This is a genomic window from Lentzea sp. HUAS12, from assembly GCF_024125735.1.
Lineage (GTDB): Bacteria > Actinomycetota > Actinomycetes > Mycobacteriales > Pseudonocardiaceae > Lentzea > Lentzea albida.
The window spans coordinates 1,896,938-1,922,458 of the sequence record NZ_CP099738.1 but is presented as its reverse complement, the minus strand read 5'-3'; the positions used below and the strand labels follow the sequence as shown (position 1 = coordinate 1,922,458).

Annotated in this window: 20 protein-coding genes; 8 read left to right on the top strand and 12 right to left on the bottom strand. The window is 69.9% G+C overall.

Annotated elements, in window-relative coordinates; all coding sequences use genetic code 11:
- Positions 1–11: 11 nt before the first annotated feature.
- Positions 12–188 carry a CsbD family protein gene (locus tag ND450_RS08050; protein ID WP_253325530.1) on the bottom strand — a complete coding sequence of 59 codons (177 nt, stop codon included), beginning with the start codon at positions 186–188 and terminating at the stop codon, positions 12–14.
- A 262-nt stretch (positions 189–450) separates the two neighbouring features.
- Here ND450_RS08050 and ND450_RS08045 point away from each other — a divergent pair, with 262 nt between their 5' ends.
- Positions 451–1,242 carry an AI-2E family transporter gene (locus ND450_RS08045; protein ID WP_371927678.1) on the top strand — a complete coding sequence of 264 codons (792 nt, stop codon included), beginning with the start codon at positions 451–453 and terminating at the stop codon, positions 1,240–1,242.
- Between the two features lie 79 nt (positions 1,243–1,321).
- On the opposite strand, the gene ND450_RS46000 is transcribed toward ND450_RS08045, so the two are convergent.
- From ND450_RS46000 to ND450_RS08030, 3 genes are all read right to left on the bottom strand, one after another.
- On the bottom strand, positions 1,322–1,474 hold the full coding sequence (locus ND450_RS46000) for an RGCVC family protein (protein ID WP_371927677.1): 153 nt from the start codon (positions 1,472–1,474) through the stop codon (positions 1,322–1,324).
- 228 nt (positions 1,475–1,702) lie between these two features.
- A complete protein-coding gene (locus ND450_RS08035) occupies positions 1,703–2,815 on the bottom strand; it encodes an integrase core domain-containing protein (protein WP_253325529.1) in 1,113 nt (370 codons plus the stop codon).
- 79 nt (positions 2,816–2,894) lie between these two features.
- Positions 2,895–3,161, bottom strand: coding sequence for a hypothetical protein (locus ND450_RS08030; RefSeq protein WP_253325528.1), 267 nt, complete (start codon positions 3,159–3,161; stop codon positions 2,895–2,897).
- Positions 3,162–3,508: 347 nt separating this feature from the next.
- Between ND450_RS08030 and ND450_RS08025 the strand changes: the two genes are divergently transcribed.
- On the top strand, positions 3,509–3,949 hold the full coding sequence (locus ND450_RS08025; protein ID WP_253325527.1) for a hypothetical protein: 441 nt from the start codon (positions 3,509–3,511) through the stop codon (positions 3,947–3,949).
- 367 nt (positions 3,950–4,316) lie between these two features.
- Here ND450_RS08025 and ND450_RS08020 read toward each other — a convergent pair whose 3' ends face one another.
- Entirely contained in the window at positions 4,317–5,531 is a 1,215-nt protein-coding gene (locus tag ND450_RS08020) for a trans-acting enoyl reductase family protein (RefSeq protein WP_253325526.1), read from the bottom strand.
- A 605-nt stretch (positions 5,532–6,136) separates the two neighbouring features.
- On the bottom strand, positions 6,137–7,132 hold the full coding sequence (locus tag ND450_RS08010; protein ID WP_256557464.1) for a helix-turn-helix transcriptional regulator: 996 nt from the start codon (positions 7,130–7,132) through the stop codon (positions 6,137–6,139).
- Positions 7,133–7,272: 140 nt separating this feature from the next.
- Between ND450_RS08010 and ND450_RS08005 the strand changes: the two genes are divergently transcribed.
- Positions 7,273–7,914, top strand: a complete 642-nt coding sequence (locus tag ND450_RS08005) for a YbhB/YbcL family Raf kinase inhibitor-like protein (protein ID WP_253325525.1) — start codon at positions 7,273–7,275, stop codon at positions 7,912–7,914.
- Between the two features lie 168 nt (positions 7,915–8,082).
- On the opposite strand, the gene ND450_RS08000 is transcribed toward ND450_RS08005, so the two are convergent.
- Complete coding sequence (locus tag ND450_RS08000; RefSeq protein WP_253325524.1) at positions 8,083–8,934, bottom strand: SDR family oxidoreductase; 852 nt, start codon at positions 8,932–8,934, stop codon at positions 8,083–8,085.
- Between the two features lie 437 nt (positions 8,935–9,371).
- Between ND450_RS08000 and ND450_RS07995 the strand changes: the two genes are divergently transcribed.
- Positions 9,372–10,214: a CdaR family transcriptional regulator gene (locus ND450_RS07995; protein WP_253325523.1), complete on the top strand. Its 843-nt coding sequence runs from the start codon at positions 9,372–9,374 to the stop codon at positions 10,212–10,214.
- Positions 10,215–10,245: 31 nt separating this feature from the next.
- Here ND450_RS07995 and ND450_RS07990 read toward each other — a convergent pair whose 3' ends face one another.
- Positions 10,246–11,187 carry a substrate-binding domain-containing protein gene (locus ND450_RS07990; protein ID WP_253325522.1) on the bottom strand — a complete coding sequence of 314 codons (942 nt, stop codon included), beginning with the start codon at positions 11,185–11,187 and terminating at the stop codon, positions 10,246–10,248.
- A gap of 152 nt (positions 11,188–11,339) precedes the next feature.
- On the opposite strand from ND450_RS07990, the gene ND450_RS07985 reads away from it, so the two are divergent.
- Positions 11,340–12,362, top strand: a complete 1,023-nt coding sequence (locus tag ND450_RS07985) for a LacI family DNA-binding transcriptional regulator (RefSeq protein ID WP_253325521.1) — start codon at positions 11,340–11,342, stop codon at positions 12,360–12,362.
- Positions 12,363–12,404: 42 nt separating this feature from the next.
- Here ND450_RS07985 and ND450_RS07980 read toward each other — a convergent pair whose 3' ends face one another.
- Complete coding sequence (locus tag ND450_RS07980) at positions 12,405–13,181, bottom strand: thioesterase II family protein (protein WP_253325520.1); 777 nt, start codon at positions 13,179–13,181, stop codon at positions 12,405–12,407.
- Positions 13,182–13,556: 375 nt separating this feature from the next.
- Between ND450_RS07980 and ND450_RS07975 the strand changes: the two genes are divergently transcribed.
- A complete protein-coding gene (locus ND450_RS07975) occupies positions 13,557–14,735 on the top strand; it encodes a helix-turn-helix domain-containing protein (RefSeq protein ID WP_253325519.1) in 1,179 nt (392 codons plus the stop codon).
- A gap of 174 nt (positions 14,736–14,909) precedes the next feature.
- Positions 14,910–15,344, top strand: coding sequence for a hypothetical protein (locus ND450_RS07970; protein ID WP_253325518.1), 435 nt, complete (start codon positions 14,910–14,912; stop codon positions 15,342–15,344).
- A 103-nt stretch (positions 15,345–15,447) separates the two neighbouring features.
- On the opposite strand, the gene ND450_RS07965 is transcribed toward ND450_RS07970, so the two are convergent.
- From ND450_RS07965 to ND450_RS07955, 3 genes are read right to left on the bottom strand one after another with little or no spacing between them, the layout of a single operon-like run.
- A complete protein-coding gene (locus ND450_RS07965) occupies positions 15,448–18,225 on the bottom strand; it encodes an AAA family ATPase (RefSeq protein ID WP_253325517.1) in 2,778 nt (925 codons plus the stop codon).
- Between the two features lie 3 nt (positions 18,226–18,228).
- The gene (locus ND450_RS07960) at positions 18,229–20,883 is read right to left on the bottom strand and encodes an AAA family ATPase (protein ID WP_253325516.1); all 2,655 of its coding nucleotides are present in this window, start codon (positions 20,881–20,883) and stop codon (positions 18,229–18,231) included.
- A 3-nt stretch (positions 20,884–20,886) separates the two neighbouring features.
- On the bottom strand, positions 20,887–23,721 hold the full coding sequence (locus tag ND450_RS07955; RefSeq protein WP_253325515.1) for an AAA family ATPase: 2,835 nt from the start codon (positions 23,719–23,721) through the stop codon (positions 20,887–20,889).
- A 475-nt stretch (positions 23,722–24,196) separates the two neighbouring features.
- Between ND450_RS07955 and ND450_RS07950 the strand changes: the two genes are divergently transcribed.
- Entirely contained in the window at positions 24,197–25,390 is a 1,194-nt protein-coding gene (locus tag ND450_RS07950; protein ID WP_253325514.1) for a helix-turn-helix domain-containing protein, read from the top strand.
- The last annotated feature ends 131 nt before the right edge of the window (positions 25,391–25,521 follow it).

The window sequence follows — 25,521 nt, the reverse complement described above, 5'->3', positions numbered from 1 at the left end:
ACAGGAACCGGTCAGCTCTTCTTGAAGATGTCCTTGACCTTCTCGGCCGACTCCTTCAGGTTGCCCTTCGCCTGGTCCGCCTTGCCCTCGTTCTCCAGGCCCTGGTCGTCGGTCGCGTCTCCCACGACTTCCTCGACCTTGCCCTTGACCTGGTCGGCCTTGGCGTCGAACTTGTCGTCGGTGCCCATGTCGTCCTCTCCCCCCACCTGAATCTCAAGTGGGACGTAGACCCCGGATGCCCCCGGCGGCGGACCCCAACCACCGACTTCGCCACAGCCCGTCCGGGTTTGTGGCCCAGATCGCAGGGGAATTCCGTACCGAGGCGTGCGGGCACACCGACGTCCTCACCGATGACCCCAGACCCCGGCGCCGGCGACCGACACCGGAGGTACAGCCGTCGTCAGCATCGAGCGCGAGCACCCGTCGCCCACCCGAACCGCGATTCCCCCGGTGCTGCGCACCGGCGCGGCACTGGGCTGGCGCTTCCTGGTCGTGGTGGCCTCGCTCTACGTCATCGGCGGGCTGGCGTCGCTGGTCGTGCCGCTCGCGATCGCGTTGCTGCTGGCAGCGTTGCTCGCACCGGCGGTCGGTTTCCTCATGTCGAAACGGATTCCCCGCGGTCTCGCGACCCTGGCGGTGGTCGTGGGCGGACTCGTCGTGCTCGGCGGGCTGCTCACGTTCGTCGTGACGACGTTCGTCAACGGTGTACCGGACCTCGCGGCGCAGCTCGTCCGCAGCGTCGACGCCGTGTCCGGCTGGCTCGTCAGCGGTCCCCTGCACCTCAGCGAGAACCAGTTGAGCGAGTTCGCCGACCGGGCCGTGAAAACCCTGCAGGACAACCAGTCCGGTATCACGTCGGGCGCGCTCACGACGGCCGCGACGGTCGCCGAGACCCTCGTCGAGATGCTGCTCGTGCTGTTCGCACTCGTGTTCTTCCTCTACGACGGGCCGAGGATCTGGCAGTTCCTCATCCGCGTCGTCCCCGCCGTCCCCCGGCGCAGGGTCGACGTCGCGGGCAGGCGCGGTCTGGCCGCTCTGGTCAGCTACATCCGCGCGACCGGGGCGGTCGCCGTGGTGGACGCGCTCGGCATCGGCATCGGGCTGGCCGTGCTCGGCGTGCCACTGGCGGTTCCGTTGGCAGCGCTGGTGTTCATCGGCGCGTTCGTCCCGATCTTCGCCGCGTGGTCCCGGACCTGGTCCATCTCCGGGCTCAGCCAGCGGGTCACCTCGGCGTGGCCGTAGACCTCCAGCGCCGCGGGTGCGTCCTCGATCCGCCACGGGCGCAGGGTGAGCCGCTCGGTGGTGAACACGCCGGTGGCCGTCATGAGCAGATACATCCCCGGGACAACGCGGTGGCCGCGGTAGCGGCGCAGTACCGCACACCGAGGGGGTCGTGTTCCTCCCACGGGTGGGGGCAGACGGCGCACGCGCGCCTGGATTCGGAGTCGGTGGTCAGTGGCTCGGACGTGGTCATGCGGGAACTCCGATGAACGGTGTTGCAAGAAGAGAACGACGCCGACGGAGACCACGTCCGCGAAGCGGATACGAGGCCGGCCCAGCGCTTCCACTTCCGGCCGGACGGCCGGATCTCGTGACGCGCCCGAGGCGGCACCAGCTCGACCGCTGCTGCACGACATGCTCTCGGTAGTCGCCAGTCTGCGCGTGTCCGGCCTGTGCGTGCCGGAAATTACGTCCGCACAGGTCAAGCGGTATGCCGATACTCGTGGAGGACTCCACCGAGACGGTCCCGTCGGAGTACCGCAAGGCGTTCGATCCGGTCAGGTCCAAGGGGTTGCAGTCGGGCTCGCAAGGGTGCTGCGGCGGCGAGTGATCGGTGGGTGCGGTTCTCGTTGTAGTGCCGTTCGTACTCGCGTAGCGCGTGTCGGAGATGGGCTTCGTTCCAGATCAGTGTGCGATCGAGAAGCTCGCCGCGCAGCGACTTGACCCAGCGTTCCATGATCGCGTTCGTGCGGGGCACCCGCACACCGGTCAGAATCGTCGCGATCCCAGCGCCGCCGAGGATCTCTCTGATCAGTGCCGGGTACTTGCCGTCACGGTCGCGAATAAGGAACCTGATCCGCGCGACATATCCGTTGCCCTCGAAATCCATGAGTAAGTTGCGGACCGCCTGGTTCACCCAGGCATGGTTCGGGTGCGCGGTCGTGCCGGCGATCCATACACGCCGGCTGGCGTGGTGGATGACCGCGAGAATGTACTGGCGCTGACCGGTCAGCGTGACCGTCTCGACGAAATCCATCGCCAGGATCGCCTCCGCCTGCGAACGCAGGAACTCCGCCCAGGTAACGGTCGTCCGACGCGGGGCCGGATCCACGCCGGCGGTCTTGAGGATCTCCCACACCGTCGATGCGGCGATCGCGACACCGAGCAGCGCGAGTTCACCGTGAATACGTCGATACCCCCACGACGGGTTCTCGGCCGCCAGACGTAGGACGAGGCGTCGGATCGAAGCGACAGTGCGCGGGCGTCCGGACGCCCGGTTCACGCTCACGCGAGCGTGGCGCCGCTTGATCAGGTCGCGATGCCACCTCAGCACCGTGTCCGGGCTGACCAACAGCCGAAGCCGGCGCAGCGACGCGCGAGCCAAGGGTACGAGCAAGGCTCCGAGCAACGCCCTGTCCTCAGGCCACAATCGTGGGCGCTGATTGCCGAGTTGCCGGCGCAGGACCGCGAGTTGGTGGCGTAACGCGAGGATCTCCACGTCCTTCTCCCGATCGGTCATGCGCAAGAGCCACAGCGCGGCAAAGGCTTGAGAGACGGCAAGGTAGGCGAAGCGGACCAGCACGGCCGCGATCATGCCCGATGATGATTCGGCAACATGTCGATTCCTGCTGACCTGCACGGACGTAGTTCTCGGCACGCACAGGGCAGCACAACTACTCGAGCCATGATCGTCCGTGTGCGTGCCGAAAGGCTCTGCCAACCGATCCAACCGTTAAGGCGGCGCGCGGCGAACGCGGCTTCGAGCTCGCGGCGGCCGGCACCGCCGCAGCGTCGTTCTTCACGCAGTTGAGCATGGCCTGGTCCAAGAACTCGGTGCCGATGCGCACGGCGCGCTGACAGCCGCGGTTGATCAGCGTCATCAGCGATCCGACGTGCCATGTTGACCGCGCGAACAGGTAATCCGACAGTTCGTCGGCCAACACTCCGAGCGGGCGTCGGCGAGCACCAGGCGTTGCTCGATCGCCAGTAGTATCGCGCGCCACTGCTTGCGGTGCGTGGCATTGTCGATCAAGTTACGACGGCTGCAGTAGTGCGGTAACACCGCCGCGGCCCGATGCGACAGGCCCGTCGTCACCAACTGAGCGGAGCCGCCCTCGTGTCGCAACGATCGTTTCTTGTCGCCTGCCTCGTGCTGGGATTGACGGCATGTGGAGCCGGAGACCAGCAATCGGCGACACCATCCGCGAGCTCGTCCACGACCACAACGAACGCCACTGCGACCACCACCGCGGTGTCGGCGGCGTCCTTCACGGCCTCGGCAAACGACGTGATCACCGCACTGAATGTGCAGCTCCCCCTCCTCCAAGAAGGCGGGCAGCCACTGCCAACCACCGTTCAACCGGGTGGGGTCTTCGGCGGGCGCGTCGCGTCCGGCATCGACATCTTCGTGAAGCCGCAGACGAGCGCGTTCAGCAAGGTAGAAGCGGTGACCGTGCACGTGACCGGCTCCGCCGGCGCCATCAGCACCCCAGCCCGGCTTCTCAGCGGCGTCGGCACCTCACTGCACCAGCTCTCACCCGAGGCCGCCGAAGCGTTCCGCTTGGACGCCCTTCCGAAGCTATCCACACTCACCCAGACCCGCACCACCATCAACGTCGCGGGCTTCTACGACATGACCGTCGTGGTGCGCGACCAGTCGACCTTGGCGTTCGTGTTCACACCAATCGGCGTCACGCCCCTGAGCTCTCACGAGACCCTGGGCAAGTAGACGATGCCGGATAGCAGCGGCCCCGGACCGAGTTGGTCCGGGGCCGCTGCTATCTGGCATCACGGTGAATGCGGCAAGCCAACTCAGATATCACCTACCCGTGCTGCAGACCCCTTCCAGATTGCAGCCGCCCCATGTCGGCGGTGAGCTCGCCTGCGCCGTGCGAGGTGGGCGCCGGCCTCTGCCCCAGCCCGGAGTTCTCCCACACGGGCCACTCAAACCAGGCTCGACGTGCTCGCCTGAATCAACCTCCCTCAAGGCCCGCATAACGCATCGACACCGAGAACCATCCGTCCGAGGCTTCCGGGCCACGACCAGGACACGCTTCCCGAGGCCGCAAGAAGCATCCACCCCACGGCGGCGTGGGTCAGGCAGTCGTGACGTCGTAGGTGTGGCCGGCGAGCCGCAGGCGATCGATCAGAGGCCTGCCCATGGCCGTCGCGGGCGTGAGAGAGCCGGACCGCTGCGGGAGGTCGTCGAGGGCCAGGCAGAGGGCGCTCTGCCCGAGCATGACGGCCGTGGCGGCGTAGCCGGGATCACCTGGTCCGGCGACCGTGGCCCGGTAGCGGCGCCCCGAGCCGGTGGTGGCGTGCAGCACCGAACGGAACCAGCCCTTCGCACGAGCCTGTTCGCTGGGCCCGGTACCGGGCGCGGGCAGCACCCGGTCGAGCAGGCCACGGACGGGCTTGACCGACATCGCGCCGACCAGCCCGGCCAGCCCACCGGTGATACCGGCCGCCATGACCGCTCCGGTGACGCCCTTCCCCGCGCCCATTACCTCGCCGTAGCGCAGCTGCGGCCCGTAGGCCCAGTCGAGCAGGGCGTTGCTGCGCCGCACGATGCGGGTGTTGAACGGGGCCATCACGAACGGCGCCTGCCACGTCCCGTCGGCGGCGCGGGAGGGCATCCCCGCGTCACGGGGCTGGGCGGGCGTCGGCTCCGCTGCGCGGTCGGGACTGAGCGCATGCGGATCGGCGGCAACGCGGCGCAGGCCGGGATTGCTCTCGTAGGCCTCGATCTGCGCCCGCAGCGAGTCGATCGTGCCGCCGCTGAAACCGCCGCGGACCGCAGCCACCAACCGCACGTCGGTGAGCGGACCCGCGCCGTCGGCCACGGCCCGCTCGTGCAGCAACAACATGCCCAGGTCGGACGGGATCGAGTCGTAGCCGCAGGCATGCACGATCCGGGCTCCGGACTCCAGGGCCAGCTCGTGCACGGCGTCGATCGCAGCGCGGACGAACAACACCTCACCGGTCAGATCCGCGTAGTGCGTGCCGGCCCGCGCGCACGCCTCGACGACCGGGAGCCCATAACGCGCATACGGGCCGACGGTGGTGGCGAGCACCCGCGTCGACGCGGCCAGCGCCGCCAGCGCGACCGGGTCCCCAGAGTCGGCGACGACCAGCGGCCACTCCCGCGCCGCCGCAGGCAACCCGGCCCTGGTGGCGACGAGCTTGTCCGCGGACCGCCCTGCCAGCGCGAATCGCACGCCCTCGGGCGCGTGCCGGGCCAGGTATGCGGCCGTCAGCGCCCCCACGAACCCGGTAGCGCCGAAGACGACGACGTCGTGCTCACGATTCATGGTCGTCAGCATGCCCCCAGGCTCCGGCCACCGCTCCGACCGGGTGGCCTGGGCGAGGTAAGGAGAAACACGATCTTGTTCTCCTGTCGGGTGCCAAAATATGGCTCAACGTGCCTGACCTAGGGACCATGCTTATGCAGGTTCGTCCTTGTTGATCAAGCCGCCAAGCACTCGCCGACGACATACGGATCTGCAACCTGCGTCTCCGGTCGGGTGGAGCAGCGCCGAGGCCAGCGGATGGAAGCTGACCGGTGAGGGTGAGGTGCTGCAGCAGCTGACCAAGCGGCTGCTGGAGCCCGCGCTCAGCAGCTGCACGACGAGCTGCTCGTCCAGGCCATCCAGACCGGCTGCGGGCTTCGAGTCCCGGCGTTCTCCACGCCGGACATCATTTCGGTCATCAGGTGTACTTCCATGATCGGGAGTTACACCGCTCTTCTTACAGTCCTACGTCGGCCGCCAGACCGGTCAGGCCGTGCTCGTGGCCTGAAGCTTTGGTCCGGTCGCATCAGTGACATAGAGGCAGCTGATCAGTCCTGCCTCCCGCCGCAGGGCGACCTCGATGTCGGCGCATCCCGCGTCCTCGCCCGGCCGGACGCCTCGGCGGTTCACCGCGACGGGTCCGCACACGAGGAGGTCGACGGGCTCGGTGCCCGGACTCCTGCGACAGCACGCTGACCGGGCGCGCGCTCCGAGGGAACGCCTCCACTCGGCACCAAGGGATGCCTGACGCGAGCGGGGAAAGCGTGCAGACCGGGCCGATCGAGTGAGCCGGCCTGATCGACCATCAGAACACGCAGGCACCGCTCGGACGCGCTGTCAGCGGGGGTGAGCACCACCAGGCTCTGCGAGGCCTCGTTCGCGGTGACCAGGGTGTCGTAGTGGACGGTCAGGTCACCGACCGACTGGTGAGTGATGCGTTTCGTGCCATGAGCACGTTCCCTGATCGTGTGATCGTCCCACCACCGAACGAACTCCGGACTGGCGGTCTTCAGTTCCCCGATCACCTCCAGCAGCCGCGAGTCGCCGGGGCAACGGCCCAGTGCGGCGCGCAGGTTGCCCACCGCCTCGCGAGCGACCTGAGTCCACTCCAGTTGCATCTCCCGCATGTGTGTTGCGAGGAACAGCATCCGCGCCACGTTGTCGGTGTCGCCTGAGCCGAAGTCCTCGCCGAACAGAGCCGCTGCGGCGCTGTTGCGGGCCAGGACGTCGAATCGGAAGTCGATGAGATACGCAGGCAGGAGTGGCATGCCGTCCATCAACATGCGCAACGAGCTGGCGACGGGCAAAGCCTTCGGGCTGGCCACAGGCGCCTCGCCCCTGGCGATCACGTGCAGGTGCCGGCGCTCGGCGGACGACAGCCGCAGCGCCCGAGCAAGACCGTCCAGCACAGCCACGCTCGGCGCGCTCGCCCACCCCTGTTCCAGCCGGACGTACCACTCGACGCTGACGGCGGCCAGTTGAGCGACTTCCTGGCGACGCAGACCTGACGTCCGGCGGCGACCACCTCCGACGAACCCCACGTCCTCCGGACGCACCCGCGCCCGCATCGCTCTCAGGAACTGCGCCAACTCCTCGTTGCGCCCCACTCGTTTCGCCACCATCCTCCCACTCTCGCTCGACCACCGCCTCGTGTCCAGAGTGGAGGGTGGTATCACGACTACCAGCATCCGGAGAGACTTCCCCGCAGCCCCGCGAAATCCCGATCATCTGTTCATCCGCTCCCCGATCCCAGGAGGATCCGATGAACAAGTCCCTTCGCGAACGGATTGCCGCAGCAGCCACCGCAGCCGCGCTGACCGCCCTCACCGCGTGTGGCAGCACCGAACCACATACGCCTCCGACGCAGCCCTCGGCACCGGCCGACCAGGCGGGATTCGGCTACGCCCAGATCCGCAAGGCGGTGAAGGACTCCACCGCCCGGTTCACCGTGACCAGTCCGGACTTCCGCGACGGTGAGGCACTACCGGCCGACACCTGGGCCGGTACCTTCGGCTGCACGGGCGCCAACCGGCAGGTCGACTTGACGTGGACCGGTGCACCACAGGGCACACGGAGTTACGCCATCACCATGTTCGATCCGGACGCTCCTACAGGATCCGGATTCTGGCACTGGGTCGTCCGGGACATCCCCTCCGACCGCACCAGCACCGAAACCGCGTTCACGTCCGGTGCGATCACGGGAACCTCGGACGCCGGCCAGCCCGGCTACCTCGGCCCCTGCCCACCGAACGGTGATCTCCAACACCGCTACGAGTTCACGGTGCACGCACTCGACGTGCCAACGCTCGAACTGCCCGCGTCCGCATCTCCCGCCGTCACCTCGTTCACCATGTCCTCACACGTGATCGGTTACGCGCGCATCACCGGAACCGCCCGCCGCTGACCGATCGCGCTGTGGGAGACGCGGTCCTTCTCGGCAGCCGGCGCCAGATCGCGACACGGTCACAGACCTGACGAAGACCAGGAACACCGCACACGACGACCGCGCGATGAGGACGCTGTCCAACGGATGACGTGCCGGTCGTGACCCTTCGCGGGACACGACCGATGGTCAGCTCAACCACCGCGCCGTGGCGCCGGTGACCGACTCACCGTCGACATCAGCCAGCTTGAGGGCGACGAACTCACGCGCCGACCGGGAGGTCTGCAGCCGGAAGGGTGGAGCATCCGACGCGAGCACCTCCATCACCCTGCCGGCCACCTCGTCGGGTGTCTGAGCCTGCGAGAAGGCTGCGGACGCCCGCCTCAGGTAGTGCCGAAGCTCCTCCGCGTAGATGCCGAACCCCGCCGACGCCCCGGCATCCGACACATCGGCTCCGCCTGGCCGCCCCGCGTTCGCGACGAAGCTCGACCGCACCGCACCTGGTTCGACGACGGTGATGCGCACACCGTGCGCTGCGGCCAACGGAGCCAACGACTCCATCATTCCCTCGACTGCGAACTTCGCGGCGCAGTACGCCTCGTTGAAAGGTTGCCCGATCACGCCCCCGACGCTGCTGACTGTCACCAAGCGCCCGCCACTCTCGCGCAGGTGCGGCATGACCGCCTTGGTCACCTGGACCACGCCGAAGAAGTTGATCTCCATCATCCGCCGGAAATCGTCGACCGAGTCCACCTCCACGGTGCCGACGTGGCCTTGGCCCGCGTTGTTCACGACAACGTCGAGCCGGCCGTGTTCCGCGACCACTTCCGATACCGTTCCCGCCACGGAAGCCCTGTCGACGACGTCGAGACGACGGACCTCGACCTCCACGCCGGCGGCTTCGGCCGCGGTCAGGAGCGCTGCGGATCTCGCCGTGTCCCGCATGGTGGCGATCGTCTGGTATCCAGCTCGCGCCGCGTCCACCGCGACCGCGAGGCCGATTCCCGACGAGGTACCGGTGATCAGTGCGACACGCTTCAAGAGTCCTCCAGTCGCGATCGCGCGCACCACACCGAAGGCCGGGGCGATTGACGCCTGCGCTGATTTGACACCATTCACGCTACAAAGCTTTCACAGTTGTCAGCAACAGCTCTGCCCAGAACTCTTCGACCGATGAACGCAGCTCAACACACAGTCTGGCCAGCTGGTCGGTATCTCACTCGATCAGAACCCAACCATGTCGGCGTATAATTTGCAATAGCGATGCAATGCTTGCACGTCAGCGTCAGGAGATGCACTGTACGCACGGGCGACCGTGGTGCAGGAGAAGAGGCAGGTGCCGCGTGAACGGTCACGACAACAGCTTCGAGCGGCACCTGCGCGCGCCCGCTCCCGCCACTGTCCTTCCCTCAGATCTCGAGCACCGCCTCCGATCGTCGCTGGCCTGCTTGCTCGAGGAACCTCGAGCAGGGGGTGCCGTGGTCACCACGCGCTTCACGGACGTCGCACTCGAGGCCGGCGAAGCGTTCGCCGAGTCCGGACGCTCCGTCCACACCGGACTGGCTCAGCTCCGGTTCCTGCTCACGAGGATCGTGCACGAGCAGTTTCCAGCGGGGCTCAGCCTCGTCGGAGATCTGGTCGACGAACTGCTCCAAGCCTTCTTCCTCGGCTTTCACCTGCAGTCGGCTCACCGCCTCGGCACGAGGCTGACGACGAGCTACGCGGAGATCACGCCACCTCCGAGATCAGCGCAGAGCCGCGGGGTGGCGGCCGCCGACAAGGTGCTCAGCATCGGTACCTCCTCGTCGGGGAGGCTGCTCATCGCCGCGGACGTCGAGGCGTCCAAACGACTCCTGGCCGAGCTCCATCCCGGACTCGAGGAGAGTCACTGGACCGGCGTCGCCGACTCCACCGGTTCGACAAGCGGCGACGGCGCACAGGAGCAGGCTCGCAGGATCGCGGTCATCACCCAGGCGCTCGCCTATCCGCCTGGGATCTACGAGCGCCGGAACGTGTTCCTCGAGCTGCTGGCGGTGCAGGACGGCGAGGCGGAGAGCTCACTCGTGTCGGTGGTGTCCAAGGTGCTGCACCACGACGTCCTGGTGCGCACCCTCGAGGTTCTCTTCCACACCAACGGCAACCGCAATGAGGCCGCACGACGCCTGTTCGTGCACCGGAGCACACTCGACTACCGCATGAACCGCATCTCGCAGCTCACAGGATGGGATCCGGCCAACGCTCCCGATCTCATGCTCTTTCGCGCCGGCTTCGCCGCGATCGCGGTCAGCCGACATCGCGACAGAGGCCTCAACATCGCCTGAGCGTCCAAGGCGGACAGCGAACTCCGGCACCTCAGCCGCGGGTGCAGCGCGTGCGAACCGGTCCGGCGGATCCCCGCACGACCAACTCCGGCTGTACCACCACGGTGCTCCCGGTCGGCCGATCGCCGCCCTCGACCATCCCCCTCACAGCGGCGAACGCGGCCTCGGCCATCACTGCGAGCGGCTGCCTGACCGTGGTCAGAGGGGGGTGGAAGAACGCTGCCAGGAGCACGTCGTCGAACCCCACCACCGAGATGTCGTCGGGGATGCGGTAGCCGAGATCCAACGCCCCGCTGGAGAACCCGAGCGCACACATGTCGTTGACGCAGATGAACGCCGTGGCCTGGTCCTCCTCACCGGTGAGCAGCTCGCACGCGGCCGTGCGCCCGAGCTCCGCCAGCGCGGTGTCACCGAACGGGACGTGGGCACGCGGCGGCCACACCGCACACTCGTCCTCCTCCAGGCCGGACTCCGCGACAGCGGCCGCGAAAGCGCTCGACCGCTCATCCCGGCTGACGCTGGGGATGGGAGCGGAGACGTAGCAGATCCGGCGATGCCCCAGGGACCGCAGGTGGTCGACCGCCAGCCGGATGCCCGCCGCGTTGTCGACGCAGACGTTCGCCACGCAGGCCGGATCTCCGGGTTTCGCCGAGCGGTCCACGGCCACGACCCGGGCTCCTCGTTCGATGAGGGGCACGAGGTGGCTCATGTCCCGCGAGGACGAACAGGTGACGAGCCCTCGCACCCCCTCGTTCAGGAGCTGCTCGACGTACCGGAACTCGCGGCCGCGATCGCGCTCGCTGTTGCACACCCTCAGCTGGTAACCGTCACGCGCGGACACCTGTTCGAGCTCACGGGCGAGCGCGCCCCAGAACGGATTCGCGAGGGAGGGCACCACCAAGCCCAGTGCGGATCCCGGTAGCGAGCCGTCCGGGCCTGCCAGCAGACCGTCCTCTCCGCTTGACGACCGCATGTTCTCCCCATCGCTGTCGTGCCGATGTCAGCACGGTCCTCCAAGCCCGTTCGCCCAGTTTACTGTTGGTCCGGTCGCGTCGCTGCGCCGTTCACCTTCGAGTACCGTTTCGCTCAACGCACTCGAGTGATCAGTGGGGTGGTGGGAACCCGGTGGCCGACGAGGTCTCCCTGAAGGACGTCGCGGACAGAGCGGGCGTGTCGCTCGCGACCGCTTCGAGGGCGTTGCGGGGCCTCAGCAGTGTCGCCGCACCCACACGCGACAAGGTGGAGCTGGCCGCACGCGAACTCGGTTACGTCGCGGCGTTCAACGCCTCCAGCTTCGCCTCGGGGAAGACCAACTCCATCGGTTTCGTCGTCCCGTTCGTCGACCGCTGGTTCTTCAGCAAAGTGATCGTGAACGCTGAACAGGAACTCCGTCGATACGGGTTCGACCTGGTGCTCTACAGCGTCGGTCTGGACGACGAGCAGCGGCACAGGTTCTTCACCGAGTTGCCGGTGCGCAGGCGCGTCGACGCGCTGGCTGTGTTGTGCCTGCCGTTGCGCGATCACGAGATCGCCGCGTTGGAGCAGCTGCGCATCCCGATCGCCACCCTGGGGGTGCGCGTCTCCGAGCATCCCGGTGTGCGGATCGACGACTACGCGGCAGCTACCACAGCCGTCCACCACCTGATCAACCTGGGCCACCGCGACATCGGGATCATCACCGGCCAGGGCAACGTGGACCTCGGCTTCACCGCCGGCACCGACAGGCTCAAGGCGTACCAGGACACGCTGCGTTCGGCCGGTGTCGAGCCTCGCGCCGAGTGGCGGGCCGACGGGGACTTCACGGCGGCGGGCGGTGACCAGGCGATGTCCCAGTTGCTCAGCCGCTTCCCCGCACCGACCGCGGTGTTCGCGGTGTCGGACGAGATGGCCTTCGGGGCATTGGGATCGTTGCGCCGCCACGGGCTGAGGGTGCCGGAGGACATTTCACTCATCGGGTTCGACGACCACGAACTGGCGGAACCGATGGAACTCACGACGGTGGCTCAGCCGGTTCCGGAACAAGGCAGGCTGCTGGGCAGGCTCCTGCTGGAGCAGCTGTCCGGACCCGGTGCCCCCCAGCAGGACATCCTGCTGCCGACCCACCTCGCAGTCCGCCGGAGCACGGCCCGCGTGTCCCCCGTGCGATGACCAGCCGGTGCGCACACCGGCACGCGACCGTCCCCGAAGCGCTCAGGTCCGACGCGCGGCGGCAGCCAGCCGCCGCGCCACTCCGCGCACCAGGTCCTCGACCTCGGCCTGGTGGTCGACCAGGAAGAAGTGCCCGCCTCGGAAGACCCGCATGTCGCACACCGCCGACGTGTGCTCGCTCCAGGCTCGTGCCTCGTCCAGCGAGGTCTTGGGATCGGCGTCACCGGTGAGGACCGTGACCGGGCAGCGCAGCGGCTCACCTGGAGCACATCGATAGGTCTCGATGGCTCGGTAGTCCGCTCTCATCGGCGGGAGGACCATCGCGATCAGGTCCTCGTCGCCCAGGCTCTTCGGGTCGGTGCCGCCCAGCGCGACGACCTCCGCCAGCAGACCCCGGTCGTCCATCAGGTGCACCGTCTCGTCGCGCGTCCTGCCGGGCGCACGACGCCCGGAAGCGAAGAAGTGCTCCGGACCTGGATGGCCGCCTTCGACCAGTCGCCGCGCGACCTCGAACGCCACCGCGGCCCCCATGCTGTGGCCGAAGAACAACAACGGTCCGCCGGGTTCCGCGAGCAGCGGTGCGATGCGGTCGGCCAACTCCTCGACGGTGTCCAGAGGTCGCTCGGCCCGCCTGTCCTGCCTGCCCGGGTACTGCACGGCGACCACGGCCACCGCGGGCGCGAGGGCTCCCGACAGCGGGTGGAACCAGCTCGCGGAGCCGCCCGCGTGGGGAAAGCACACCAACCGCGGAGCGCCGTCCGGGGCCGGGCCGTAATGCCGCAGCCACTTGTTCCGCTCGTCCTGAGTCTGCGTCGACACCGTTTCCTCTTCCGCGTCACCGGTCACGACCCGCGGCACGGGAGATCCCGCGCCGGGCCGCACGTGCGTGGGCGTGCTCCCAGCGCCGTCCGGCTGCGGGAGCGCAGCAGGAGGCACCGGCGTCGCGCCTCGCCTCAGCGTGGCCGAGCGGCCGGCGCGAGGCCTCAACACGAATCGCTGATCACGGTGCCACGGAGGAATCGGAGAAACACCTAGAGAAGCCCCTCCGTCGCGGATCGGCCGGGTGGGTCACCGTCTCATCGCGACCTGCCGCCCGCTGACAGGCGTGCTCTCGTCGGGCATCATGCCCGTGTTCCCACGACAATCGACGTGCGACGGTCAGAGGCCGGGCTACCTGGGGTCGGAGGATCGCTGATGGTGTCGAGCACGCGTGTTCTGGCGGAGACGTGCGGCGACATGCTCGCCGACGTGGACAAGCTCGTCGCCGAGGTGGCGACCAGCTCACCAGGTCACCGAGCTCTCGACGAGGCGCTGCGGCTGGCCGGGGGCGTGGACATGGAGATCAGCCTGACCCCCTCCATCACCGTGTTCCTCGGTCTGGCGCGAGACCTCCGCCCCTCGGTGGAGACCGACCACGAGTGGGACATGCGCGCCACCGCCCTGGGCTGGGCGAGGAGCGCGCTCGACCTCGGTGTCCTCGACCTTCCCGGCTTGCTCAAGCTCAGCACCTCGGCGCACGTGCTGGTCATGCGGAGACTCCTCGCCGCCATTCCGAACGATCACGTCGTGAGCCTGCTCGGTCCGCTGGGCGCCTGGCACGACGGGTTCTTCTCCGAAGCACACGGCAGAGCATCCGAGGCGCTGCGGACGACGCCTCCGGTGCACGGCCGGCAGCGGACCGGTGACCAGCACCGCAACTGGCTGCTCCACATCATCACCTCACCTGGTTCCGAACTCGACGCGGACGAAGCGGACCAGATACCCGCGAGGACCTACGCGGTGGTCATCAGGGCCGGTGCACAGGTGATCCGCGAGATGCTCGACGGTGAGGAGCGCCCGGACTCCTGGTGGACGGTGTGGCGGCCGACAGCCGAGCAACTCGTCGTCGTCGGCGACCTCGACAGGGAGCCCGGCGACTGGATCACCACGACCATGCTCGCGTTGCGCCCGGACAGCTCCGCCCACGGAGTGATCGCGGCCGACAGCGGCTGCCGGGTGGAGCTGCCCCGCATCCTTTCGGCTCTGCGGTCGAAGGTCGCGGACTACCGGACCGCGCCGCTGCGACCGGGTGAGGTGCTGTCGGCCAACAGGCTCGAGGTGCTCGACTCGATCGTGACGACACCGGCCGCGTCCGACCGGTTCGTGGGAATGCTGGCGCGGATCTCCGACTCCGGTGAGCTGATGCATTCCGTGCACACGTTGCTGAGCTGCGACCTGAACCTCAGCAGGGCGTCGGAACTGCTGGCGGTCCACCGGTCCACTTTGGTCTACCGCCTCGACCGGGTGGTCAGGATGACGGGCGTGGACCCGAGGACGACCGAGGGTGCCGCTCTGTGGTGGATCGCGCTCGGCATCGGGCGCCGCAGCGGCTGACGTCCCTCGCACCGAACCCGCCGTCGTCGTGGAAGGCGTCGTGGCCGCCGTTCGGCAGGAGGTCTTCCGCAGCGTTGCCGGGCACGAGGGCTCCGAACGGCACAGCTAGGGGTTTCCCGGCTCTCCCGCGTCCACCATTCAGGTCGGATGACGTGACGTCGGAGGGAGCGGGCGATGACAGGAACCGGAAAGGACGACGGACGAGCGCCCGAGTGGCTGCACCGCCTGGCTCGCGAGCGCACCCGCTACGAGGAACAGCTGGGGTGGCCGGCGTGGATCGTGGTCGGGCAGCGTTGCCTGTGCATGCGAGCGCCGGGCGCTGTGGTGGTCGAGCAGGACGTCGCACTCGGGGTCGTCGCGGCGATGCCCGCGTGCGGGCCGGTCCTGCGCCGCTTCGACGGCGTCTGGGTGTTCTTGACCTCGACCGCGACTGTCCCCGAGGGGCACGTGCGGCCGGGCGTGACGATGCTCGCGTGGCCGGTGGTGGAACTCCCGGACACCGAGTACAGCCCGCGGTGGGTCGTGGCTCCCGAGGCGCACCGCCCACTCCCGCCCGCTGAGGAAGTGCTGTCCGCGATCGACCTCGTGCTGAGTGCGGCCGCCGCCTGAGCGGCGGGGCTCGTGTGGTCCCGCCGCCCCGGACAGCTCAGGCGCGACCCGGTCTGGTGGTCGACACGCGTGCATGAGCATCAGGTGACGCCCCTGGTACGACTCAGCTATCCGGCTCGAAGCGCGTCCCGAGGGCGTCGCGGAGTGCGGTGCGGCCGGAGACACCGAGCTTGCGGTACACGTTCGTGAGGTGTTTCTCGACGGCGCGGGAACTGACGTCGAGCTCTTCCGCGATCATCTGGTTCGTCAGGCCGGCGGCGGCCAGTCCCGCGACGCGCAGTTCCGCCGGAGTCAACCCGGACGGGCGCGGCAAGCCGTCCCGCGGACGCTTCAGCGGTACGGGGGCGTCGTGAAGGCCCTGAAGACGGACGCCGCACGCCTCAGCGGTCGCGCGGGCACGTGCCGCAAGCCGGGCAGACTCATCCGGATCGGAGTCCCTGAGCAGGAAGGACAACTGCGCTTCGGTGCGCGCCAACTCCCACCGGTTCCCGGAGCGGCTCACCGTGTCGAGGGCTTCCCGAGTGGCGTGGACGCCTGCCGCGCCGGGCTCCGCAACGCCGACCGCGCGCTGCGCTCGCCCGATCGCCTGCCTTCCGCCCCACCGCACGGCCGCCGCCAGTTCCGCGCGGACGAGCTCGAGCGCCGCGGCGTGGTCACCGAGCCGGTGCAGCAGTTCGGCGGCGTGGGAGCGCCACGGGAACACCGCGGGGTTGCTCCACCCGACGCGGTCGAGGCACCGTCCGCAGTCGAGGAGCCGCTGCACGCGTGTCGCCAGGGAGTCGGGGCTCTCCTCGATCGCTCGCAGCGCCTGGCGGAACGCGGTGATCACCGGGTGCTCGGACCCGACCGGATCGGCCAGCAGCCACCGAGCTCGATCGAGGTCCGGCAGTGTCAGGATCGCGCCCACCAGGAGGGCGGAGGCGGCGACCGGCCTGCACGAGGCCTGTTCGGACATCAGCTCCAGGCTCACGCCGACGAGCCCTTGGGCGAGCAGGGCGAGCACCGTAGCGTCTTCGAGCGTGGCGATCGCGATAGGATCCGCACGACGACGAACCTCGTGTGCCGCCATGTCCAGGACGGTGGCCACGGCGTCGGGCCGGTCGGCGAGCACGAAGGTCTCGACCAGTGCCGCGACGGTGTCGGCGATGCCGGGATCCTCAGGCGACACCGCGGCCAGCAGATCGGAGGCCGCGGCGACGACGTCCGCACAGGACATACCCGCGCCCAGCGCCGCTGCTCGGAGCAACGCCGCCAGCAGCTCACGTCCGCCCGGTGTCGCGAGCAGCCTGGCCCGGTCCTCCCCGGCGAGTCGGCGCGTGGCGTCACCGACGGCGCGGCGGTCCTCTGCGAGCAGCACGAGCCGCGCCTCGACACGCATGCGGTGCTCGAGGTCGACACCACCGGCGTCGGCGAGGAGGGAGCGTGCGGCGTCGGTGACCTCCTCGGGGGCAGCGCGCCAGCAGACGACCGGAACCTCGACGAGCGCCTCGGCGCGACCGGCTCCGTCAGGCAGCAGCGGGAGCGCCTGGAGCAGATGGCGGGACGCGACCTCGGGGTCCGTGGCGGACACCACCGCCGCGAGCTCCACCAGCAAAGTGCCGCGCCTCTCGGCGTGCGCGGGCGTGTCGAGCAGCGCCCGGCGCAGGTAGCGGGCGGCGTCGGAGGAGGCCCCACGCCGGGCGGCCGCCCTCACGGCGTCACGCAGGGCGTCCACGGCCCAGACACCCTGCGGCGAGGGCACGGCCAGCAGGTGCGCGGCCACCTGCTCCGCAGGATGTCCCATCCGATGCAATGCCCGGGCCGCAGCGATGTGCAGCCGCTCGGCTTCGGCCACCCCCGTGGTGTCGCGTACCGCGTCGTGAGCTGCGGGATGGCTGAAGCGGGGTGTCCGGTCCGGGACGATCAGTCCGAGAGCCTGCAGGTTGCGGGTGATGATGCCGCACTCGACGTGGTCGAGTCCGGCGATCTCGCCGACCAGCCGCGCGTCGGCCGCGTCGCCCAGGAACGACAGTGCCGCGGCGTAGGACAGAGCCTGGGCAGGCAGGGACCGCAACAGGAAGGCGTACCAGCTGCGCAGCGCTCGAGGCCTGGCGCTCAGCAGGTTCTCCGCGCCGGCGTCATCGGGACGCAGACCTGACTGGGCCAGATCGGACAGGAGCGTCCGCAGCACCAGCGGCGTCCCGCGCGAGGCCGCCACAGCGGCCGCGGTGAACCGCTCAGTGGCGTCCGCGCCGCACACGAGCCGGATCGTCGTGCGCACACCCTCGTCGGACAGCGGGCCTGTGCGCAGGACCTCCGCCGCCCCGTCGGCGACCGCCCTGACCAGTTCGGACTCCGACTCGGGCAGGCCCGGCCGCAGTGAGGCGACGATCACGACGCTCAGTCCCGCCAGGCGATGCGCGACGTAGCCGAGGCACCGCAGTGATTCCACGTCGGCCCATTGGAGGTCGTCGACGAGGAGCACGACCGGTCGGTGCCGTCCGACCACGGACAGCAGATGACGCGTACCGTGCAGAACCGCGTGCGGGACCGGCGCGAGCGACTCCGCGTCGGCGCTGCAGCCGTCGGCGGCGAAAACCGGACGCACGAAGTCGGCGACCCCGTCCATGACGGCCGTCCGATCGGTGTCGGTGAGACCGGCGATGAGAGGTTCGTACAACTGGCGCAGCACACCGAACGGGAAATCGCGCTCGGCGGTGGCGGCGACCGCGCTGAGCACCGCGGCACCCTGCGAGGTGGCGAGGTCACGAGCGACCTGGAGCAACGAGGTGGTGCCGGTGCCGCTCGGTCCGGTGAGCAGCAGCAGGCTGCCCCGATTCCCCGCCGCTTCCGCGATGGCGTGCATGATGCGCGTGATCTGCGGCTCCCTTTCTGCCAGCACAGGTCACCGCCTCGTCAGCAGGTCGAGCAGCTCACCGCGCCCGGCCACGCCGAGCTTGCGGTAAGCGGCGGTCAGCTGCAGTTCGACCGCGCGGCGGGTGACGCCCGACTCGGTGGCGATCTCGGCGTTGCTCAACCCCAGCAGGGCCGATCGCGCGGCCTTGGCCTGGGAAGGCGACAACTCGGACAAGACGGCGGCGCTCAGTCCCGCCGCGTCCGGCACGACCCTTTCCTCCGCCTCGCTCCGCACTGCCGCGGCGCGCAGGGCAAGGGGCCGTGAGGCGTGGCCGCGTGCGGTGCGAACAGCCTGTTCCGCCAGCCGCGCGGCCTCTTCCGGCTCGCCCAGCGGCAGCAGGGCGGAGGCGAGCTCGACCTGGGCCTCCACGTGCAGCAGGCGCGACGGTGACCGGCGCAGCACGCGCTCGGCCTGGGCGAGAGTCCGCGCGGGCGAGGTCACCCCGCCCCAGCGCCCCGCGGCCAGCCGGGCCGCTCCCACGCAGGTGGTCGTGCCCCACCTCGCTGCGCTACGGCGCACGTCGGCGAGCAAGCTACGCGCTTCGGCTGTGCGTTCCAACCGGTGAAGGGCTTCGGCGGCCAACGTCCGCCAGTCGAGCACAGCCGGGTTGTGCCAGCCGCGACCGGTGAGGCGTCGTCCGCAGTCGAGCAGGTCGCGGAGGGCTCCCGCCGGGTCACCCGATGCCAGGGCGACAGCGGCGCGAGCGTGCAGGAGGCTGCCCCAGCCGGATTCGGCCGCGGGATCGGCGAGCGCCAGAACGCCACGCGCACCGTCGACGTTCCCGCCGTGCAGTTCCAGGAGCGCCCGTGCGGACACGGGCAGATCGTGGTTGTGCCTCGACCAGGCACCGAGTGGCAACAGCTCCAGCGCCAGGTCGAGGTGGTGACCGGCGTCGTCGAGACGTCCGGCCCGGTGGGCGGCGTCGGCGATCTGGAAAGAGGCGGCGGCGCCCGCGGCGCGCACACCCCGGCGCAGCGCGGTGGTGAGCACGTCGTCCAGCGCGCCACGAGCGTCGTCGAGGTCATCGGCCAGGACGAGCGCGGTGCACGCGACCAGTCGAGCCGAGACGTGCGGGTGGTCCGTCGCCCCGATCGCCGCGAGCTCGCGGACCCTCGCCCTGTCCTCCCCCACCAGGGCCAGTCGCCACGCCTCGGCCCCGGCCAGGACCGGATGCCGCTCCGGCCGCTGGTCCACGGGATCGCCGGCGCCCCGGCCGAGGGCGAGCGCGGCGATGCGCCGCAGACCGTGCAGCGCCGGGTCGTCGTACCGGTTCGCCGCGGCCGTGGAACGGCACACGGTGTCCACCTCACCAAGGAGCAGCAACAGGTCCACGGCTTCCGTCCGGTGGTGGCCGCCGGTCGCCGCGGAGCTCAGTGCGCGGGTGCAGGCGACCGGGTGGTCGCGCGTGTGGGCGCAGGCGAGTTCGAGGGCGAGACGCGAACGCTCGACCTCGTCGGTGGTCTCCGTCGCGGCCTGGGTCAGCAAGGCCGCCGCTGTCCGGTCGTCGCCCTCGCGCAGCGCACGACCACCGCATCGGCGTGACACGTCCGGCGCCCACGTCGTCCCCGCCGTGTCCGCTCCGAGCAGGAGGCGGGCCATCGTCTCCTGCGGCGCGGCCACGCCGTGGGCGACCGCCGCCACAGCGGCATGCAGTGCGCGTCGCGCTCGGGGACTCATGCCGGCGAAGACCTGCTCCGCGGCGATGTCCGTCAGGGTCGGCCGACCCGGGGCGACCTCCAGAAGTCCGTTGTCCCGCAGCAGATTCAGGGTTCCGCTCGGTATGCCACGCGACCCCGTGGCGACGCTCAACTCGGTCAGGTCGAGGTCGCCTCGCGCCACGCAGATCAGCCGAGCCAGGTGCAGGGCCTCGGGTGGCAGGCAAGCCAGCACGCGGTCGGTGGCGGCACGCCGGTGCCTGTCGGCCGCGGCGATGACGCGCAGTTCTCCGGAACCTCCTGCCGGATCATCGGCGTCGGCGAGAGCGGGAACGAGAATCCCGGGCATACCCGCGGACGAAGATGCCAGTGCCGCGACGACGGCATCGTCGTCGAAGTGCGGCCGGCACAGCACCTCCACACCAGCAGCGGTCAGCGGACGCGGCCGAAGCGTGTGCATCAGGTCGTCGCAGACCTGGTCGAACCGGTGCTCTCCGCTCGTGGCGAACACGATGCCCAGCGGTCCCTGCCGCAGTCGGCGCAGCAGCGCGACGAGCAGATCGGCGGAACTCCGGTCGGACAGGTGCGCGTCGTCGAGCAGGAGGAGCAGCGGTGCGCGGTGAGTCGTGGCCAGCACCGCCGAGCAGGCGGACATCAGCACGGCGTCCTTTCGCGCCGGTGTCACGCGGTCCAGCGCGGGCCAGCGGGCCCCGTCCCCCCGCAGGCAGTCACGCCACTGGGCGGCCACGGCCCACTCGACGTCCTTTTCGGACAGCCGGGCGCGAGCGGTCGCGACGCGCAGGCCGACCCGCGCCGCGCCGTGCGCCGCGTGGGACAACAACGCCGTCCGGCCGGAACCGTGGGGGCCGGCGACGGCCACCGCCCCCGACCGGCCTCGGGAGACATCTCGGAGAAAGCGTTCCAGCGCATCGGTTTCGGCCTCTCTTTCGACCAGGAACGGCGGGGACGCGGCGTGCAGGGGGAACACCGGTCACCCTCCCGGTTCGGTGAGCGCGAGCGCGAGTTCGGCCCGGCCGGCGATACCCAGCTTCCGGTAGGCATTGGTCAGGTGGACCTCCACCGTGCGGGGCGTGACGAAGAGCGATTCGGCTATTTCGCGGTTCGAGGCCCCGGTCGCGGCCAGTCCCGCCACCCGGCGCTCGCTACCGGTCAGGACGTCGGCGCGCGTCCGCGCCGTGAGGCGCATGCGGCCGCCGGCCCGCACCAGCAGCGCTCGTGATCGGGAAGCCGCATCGGTGGCACCGCAGCGGGTGGCGAGGTCGACCGCCCGGCGCAGGTGCGCGCGGGCACCGCGGAGGTCGTCGCGTTCGGCCAGTGCCAGCCCGAGGAGGTGTTCCGCGCGATGCAGGTCGTAACGCGCGGCGGACACGTCCAGGACTTCGACCGCCTCGGCCAGCAGGCTCACGGCTGTCGCTGGTCCGCAGACGGCCGCGCGGGTCAGCAGTACCAGCCCGCGCGCCCTCGGCACGTTCCACCGCTCGGTCAACTCCTCGCCGTGGTCGACGAGCCTGGCCGCCTCGGCCCCGCGTCCGTGATCGGCGAGCAGCAGTGCGGCTTCGGACCACCAGGGCACGAACAGCGGGTTGGTCACTCCTGCTTCCGCGAGACTGCGCCCGCACCACAGCAGGTCGTCCAGGGCTTCCTCGACGTCACCGAGAGCGGCGTGCGCCAAAGCCCGTGCCAGGCGGTGGTAGTGGTTCTCCACCAGGAAGTCGTCGAGGTCGGGCCGGGTGACGGACGCGAGCAGCTCGAGAGCGCGGCGGGCCTCGCCCTGGTGCACGAGCACCTGGGCGACACCCACCGCCGGCTGGACGCTCCGCGCGTGCCAGGACTCCTGTCGTGCCGACTCCAGGGCGAGTTGCGCGTCGACCGAGGCTTCCGCGAACTCGCCGGCGTTGCACAGCGTCAGCGCGCGCGAGCTCAGTCCGAGGCAGTGCGTCCACGCAGCCCCGTCCGCACGGCTGCGCACGATCACGCGGTCGATGGCGGCCACGGCGTCCTGCAGTTCTCCCCCGAGGTCGAGCACCATCGCCGCTGCCAGGGCCGTCCAGCCGCCACCGTCGGCCTCGTCGAGCACCAGGGAACGTCTGGCCCGGTTCACGGCCTGCCGCACGGGCCTGCCCGCCATCGCGTCGGCGACGGCGAGCATGGCCAGCAGCTGACGTTCGGCGGGCGTGTCACCACGGGGTTCGGCCATGGCGCCGACCCTGCGCTGGACCTGGCGCACGGTGTCCTTCTTGTCCATGCCGCACAACAGGAGCGCAGCACGAACACGGTGCAGCAGCTCTGCGTCGCCCGGCTCCGGATCCGGGCCGAGCTCGGCCTCCAGCGCGCCCAGCGCCGACGCGAGGACCGCGACGGCAGCGGGGGTCTGCTGCACGGCCAGAGCCACCGAGCCGAGCTGCACGGCGATGTGCGCTCGCAGTCGGGGATCGGTGGTCAGTCCGAGGGCCTCACGCAGGTGGGCGAGCGCGATGACCGGTTCACCGTGTGCCAGCAGAGCCGCGAACCGCGCACGGAGGACGGGATCGCCGGGATCGGCGTCGATCAGCGGGGCCAGACACCGTGCCCCGGCGTCGGGGTCACCACGGCGCGCTGCGTCGTCCGCGGCCGCGGTGAGCACGTTCCGCATCCACCGCGCGTCGATCCTGGGCAGCATCAGCAGCTGCGCGGCGACGACCTCCGGCGTCCGGCCCGCATCGGCGAGCAGTCGTGCCGCCAGGGCACGGGTGTGCGCGATGTCGCCGCTCGGTACTCCGGCGAGCACGCCGTCCCGAACCAGCTCGTGGACGAACCTGTCGCCCTCGCGCGTGAGCAGTTCGTCGGCGCGCAGCAGGGTGACGGCGGCATCGACGGCACTGGTCGGCACTTTGGACAGAGCCGCGACGAGCTCCAGGTCGCCGGTTTCCAGCACCGCCACCGCCCTCGCCACCCTCGTGACGTACTCGGGATGGGCGGCGAGCCGCCCGGCCACCGAGGCGGTGACGACGTCGAGATCGGCGACCAGCCGGGAACGGGCGGGCGCCCGGAAGTCGGTGAGCCGGCTGAGAACCTGGCTCAGGACGAGGGGATTTCCCCCGGACAGGCGTCGGCACTCGGCGAGAAACCCGGGATCGGGTTCGTCGGGGAGCGCGCCGGCGACGAGCCGGTCGATCGCGTCGGCGGGCAACGGGCCGAGATCCAGCACCGCGGCGTCGTCCTGTGCGGCGAATCCGGCCACGGGCTCGGGCACCGGGGTGCGAGTGGTGAGGACGACGCAGAGAGGCATGTCCTGGGTGCGACGCAGGAGGTAGCCGAGCCAGTGCAGGGAACGCTGGTCGGCCTGGTGGGCGTCGTCGATCGCCAGTACGAGCGGGCCCGACGCCATGATGTTGACGGCGAGCCAGTAGAGGCCGTGCATCACGGCGTAGGTGGAGGACGAGCCTGGTTCCACGGGGCCGTCCGGGGGCGGCGCCAGGGCCGGGACGGCCCAGCGAGCCCCGGAGTGCAGGAGGGACGGCCGCGTGGCGGCGGACCTCAACAGGTCCAGCGGAGCCAGGAGTTCCCGTACCGCCCCGTAGGGGGTGTCGCGCGTGCTGGAACGGCAGCAGGCACGCAGCACCGTCGCTCCCTGCCCCAGGTCCGCGCGATCGAGCACGTCACGCAGGAGGGCGCTCTTCCCGATGCCCGCGGGTCCCTGCACGAGCAGGAGCTGGTGAGCCCCACGCACCGCGGTCTCCACACGATGCAGGGCCGCCGCGCTCTCACACTCACGCCCCACCAGCCCGAGGCCGGTGCCCGGCTTCTCGTGCACTGCGCTCGACATCCGCGCCTCCGGAAAGTGAAACAAGTTCTCAGTTCCACCGAGCGGAACGATGATTGAAATCGCGACCATTCCGATCGGCGATGCCGACGAATACATCCTGACACGTGCAGCATAGGCCACCCGGCGCGGCGGAACACAAATGGCACGACCAATTCCAATGACAACCCGCTCGGCGGACGCGGCGACGGCGACCGGCGGGCGGCACGCGTCGAGCGCCACCCCACGCCACCACCACGAGACCGCTCCTACCTGCGATTATTCGGCCGCTACACGAACAATCCGCAGATCGCGGACGCCCCGCGCCCGCCCCACCGCCATTTGCGGATGGACAGAAGGCAGGAATGATGTCGATAATGGTCGAAGCCATACATCTAAATGTTCGCGACCCGGCCCACGACATAGCGACCACCTGCCGAAGAAGGCAGGCTGGAGCCACATCAGCAATAGTCGGACGGCCACCAGCTTGGAGGGCTCCATGCCACGAGAGGAAAAGATGCCGGTCATCCCCGAGGTGTGCGGGGACCTGCTGTCGAACCGCGAGAGCATCGCGCGACGGGTCACCGACGTGTGCATGGCCGCCTCGCCCTCGGTCACCCCGCGCGGGAAGCGCTACACGAGGGAGGCCATGGAGGTGCACATGGCGAACTCCATCGAGGTGTTCCTCCGCCTGGCGGGTGATCTGCGGACCGAGTTGACCACCGACGTGGAGTGGGAACTGCAGCAGCGTGCGTGGGACTGGTCCGCCACCGCGCTGCGCGACGAGTTCCTGGACCTGCACACCCTGCTGCGCTACAGCCGCTCCGCGCACTCGGAGGTGGTCCGCATCCTCCTCGACGCCCTCCCCGACGACAGGTTGCTGCAGTGCATGCGGCCGATCGGCGAGTGGCACGCGTCCTTCTTCGGCAAAGCGCACAGGAACGCCGTGCGCCTGATGGAGAGTTCCCCCGCGGTGTACGCGTTGCAGCGGCGCGAGGACCACGCCCGCAACTGGGCTCTGGACGCTGTCGCTCTCGAGGAGACGCCGTCGTGGAACGTGCTGAGCCACCTGCCCCAGCGGGTGTTCGTTCTCATGCTCCGCTCCGACGAGACGGCCGTGCGGAAGTTGATGGACATCCGGCAGCGGCCCGAGTGGTGGTGGACGGTGTGGCGTCCCGACCGTGCTCACCTCTCCGTGGTCGGCGACCTGGACGCCGCTCCGGCCACGTGGCTCGACGACTCGCTGGACGTGTTGTGCTCCGGCGCGACGATCGGCGCGGCGGTCGTGGCGGTCGAGGCGACGCGCGATGAGGTGCCGAGGTCGCTCGCGCACGTCCGGCGCTGGATCGCGACCCAGCCCGTTCGACCGGTCCGGGCCGCCAGCGTGCTCACCGGCCCCAAGATCGATGTGCTGTCCGCGGTGGCGGGAGACACCGCCACCAGCGCACGCCTGTCGCGGTTGCTGGCGGACCTGGACACCGGCAACGGATTGCGCGAGTCGTTGGACGAGTTCCTCAAGAACGACCTCAACCTGGCACGCACCGCCGAGCGGCTGGGGGTGCACAGGTCCACCCTGACCTACCGGTTGGACAGGATCGCCCGCTCGTCCGGTGTGGACCCGAGGTCGGTCAGCGGCGCGGCGGTGTGGTGGCTGGTCCTCACGCTGGGAGACACCTACCCCGACAGCGTGTGAGCGTCAGCGGGAACCCACCCGATCACGTTCGCGGAGGACGAACGCAGGGCGTCCGGTGGTCAGGGCGAAGGCCATGCCACCGCCGGTTCGTCACGGCAGGACCGCACGAGGGCGCCGGCTCCCCGGTCGTC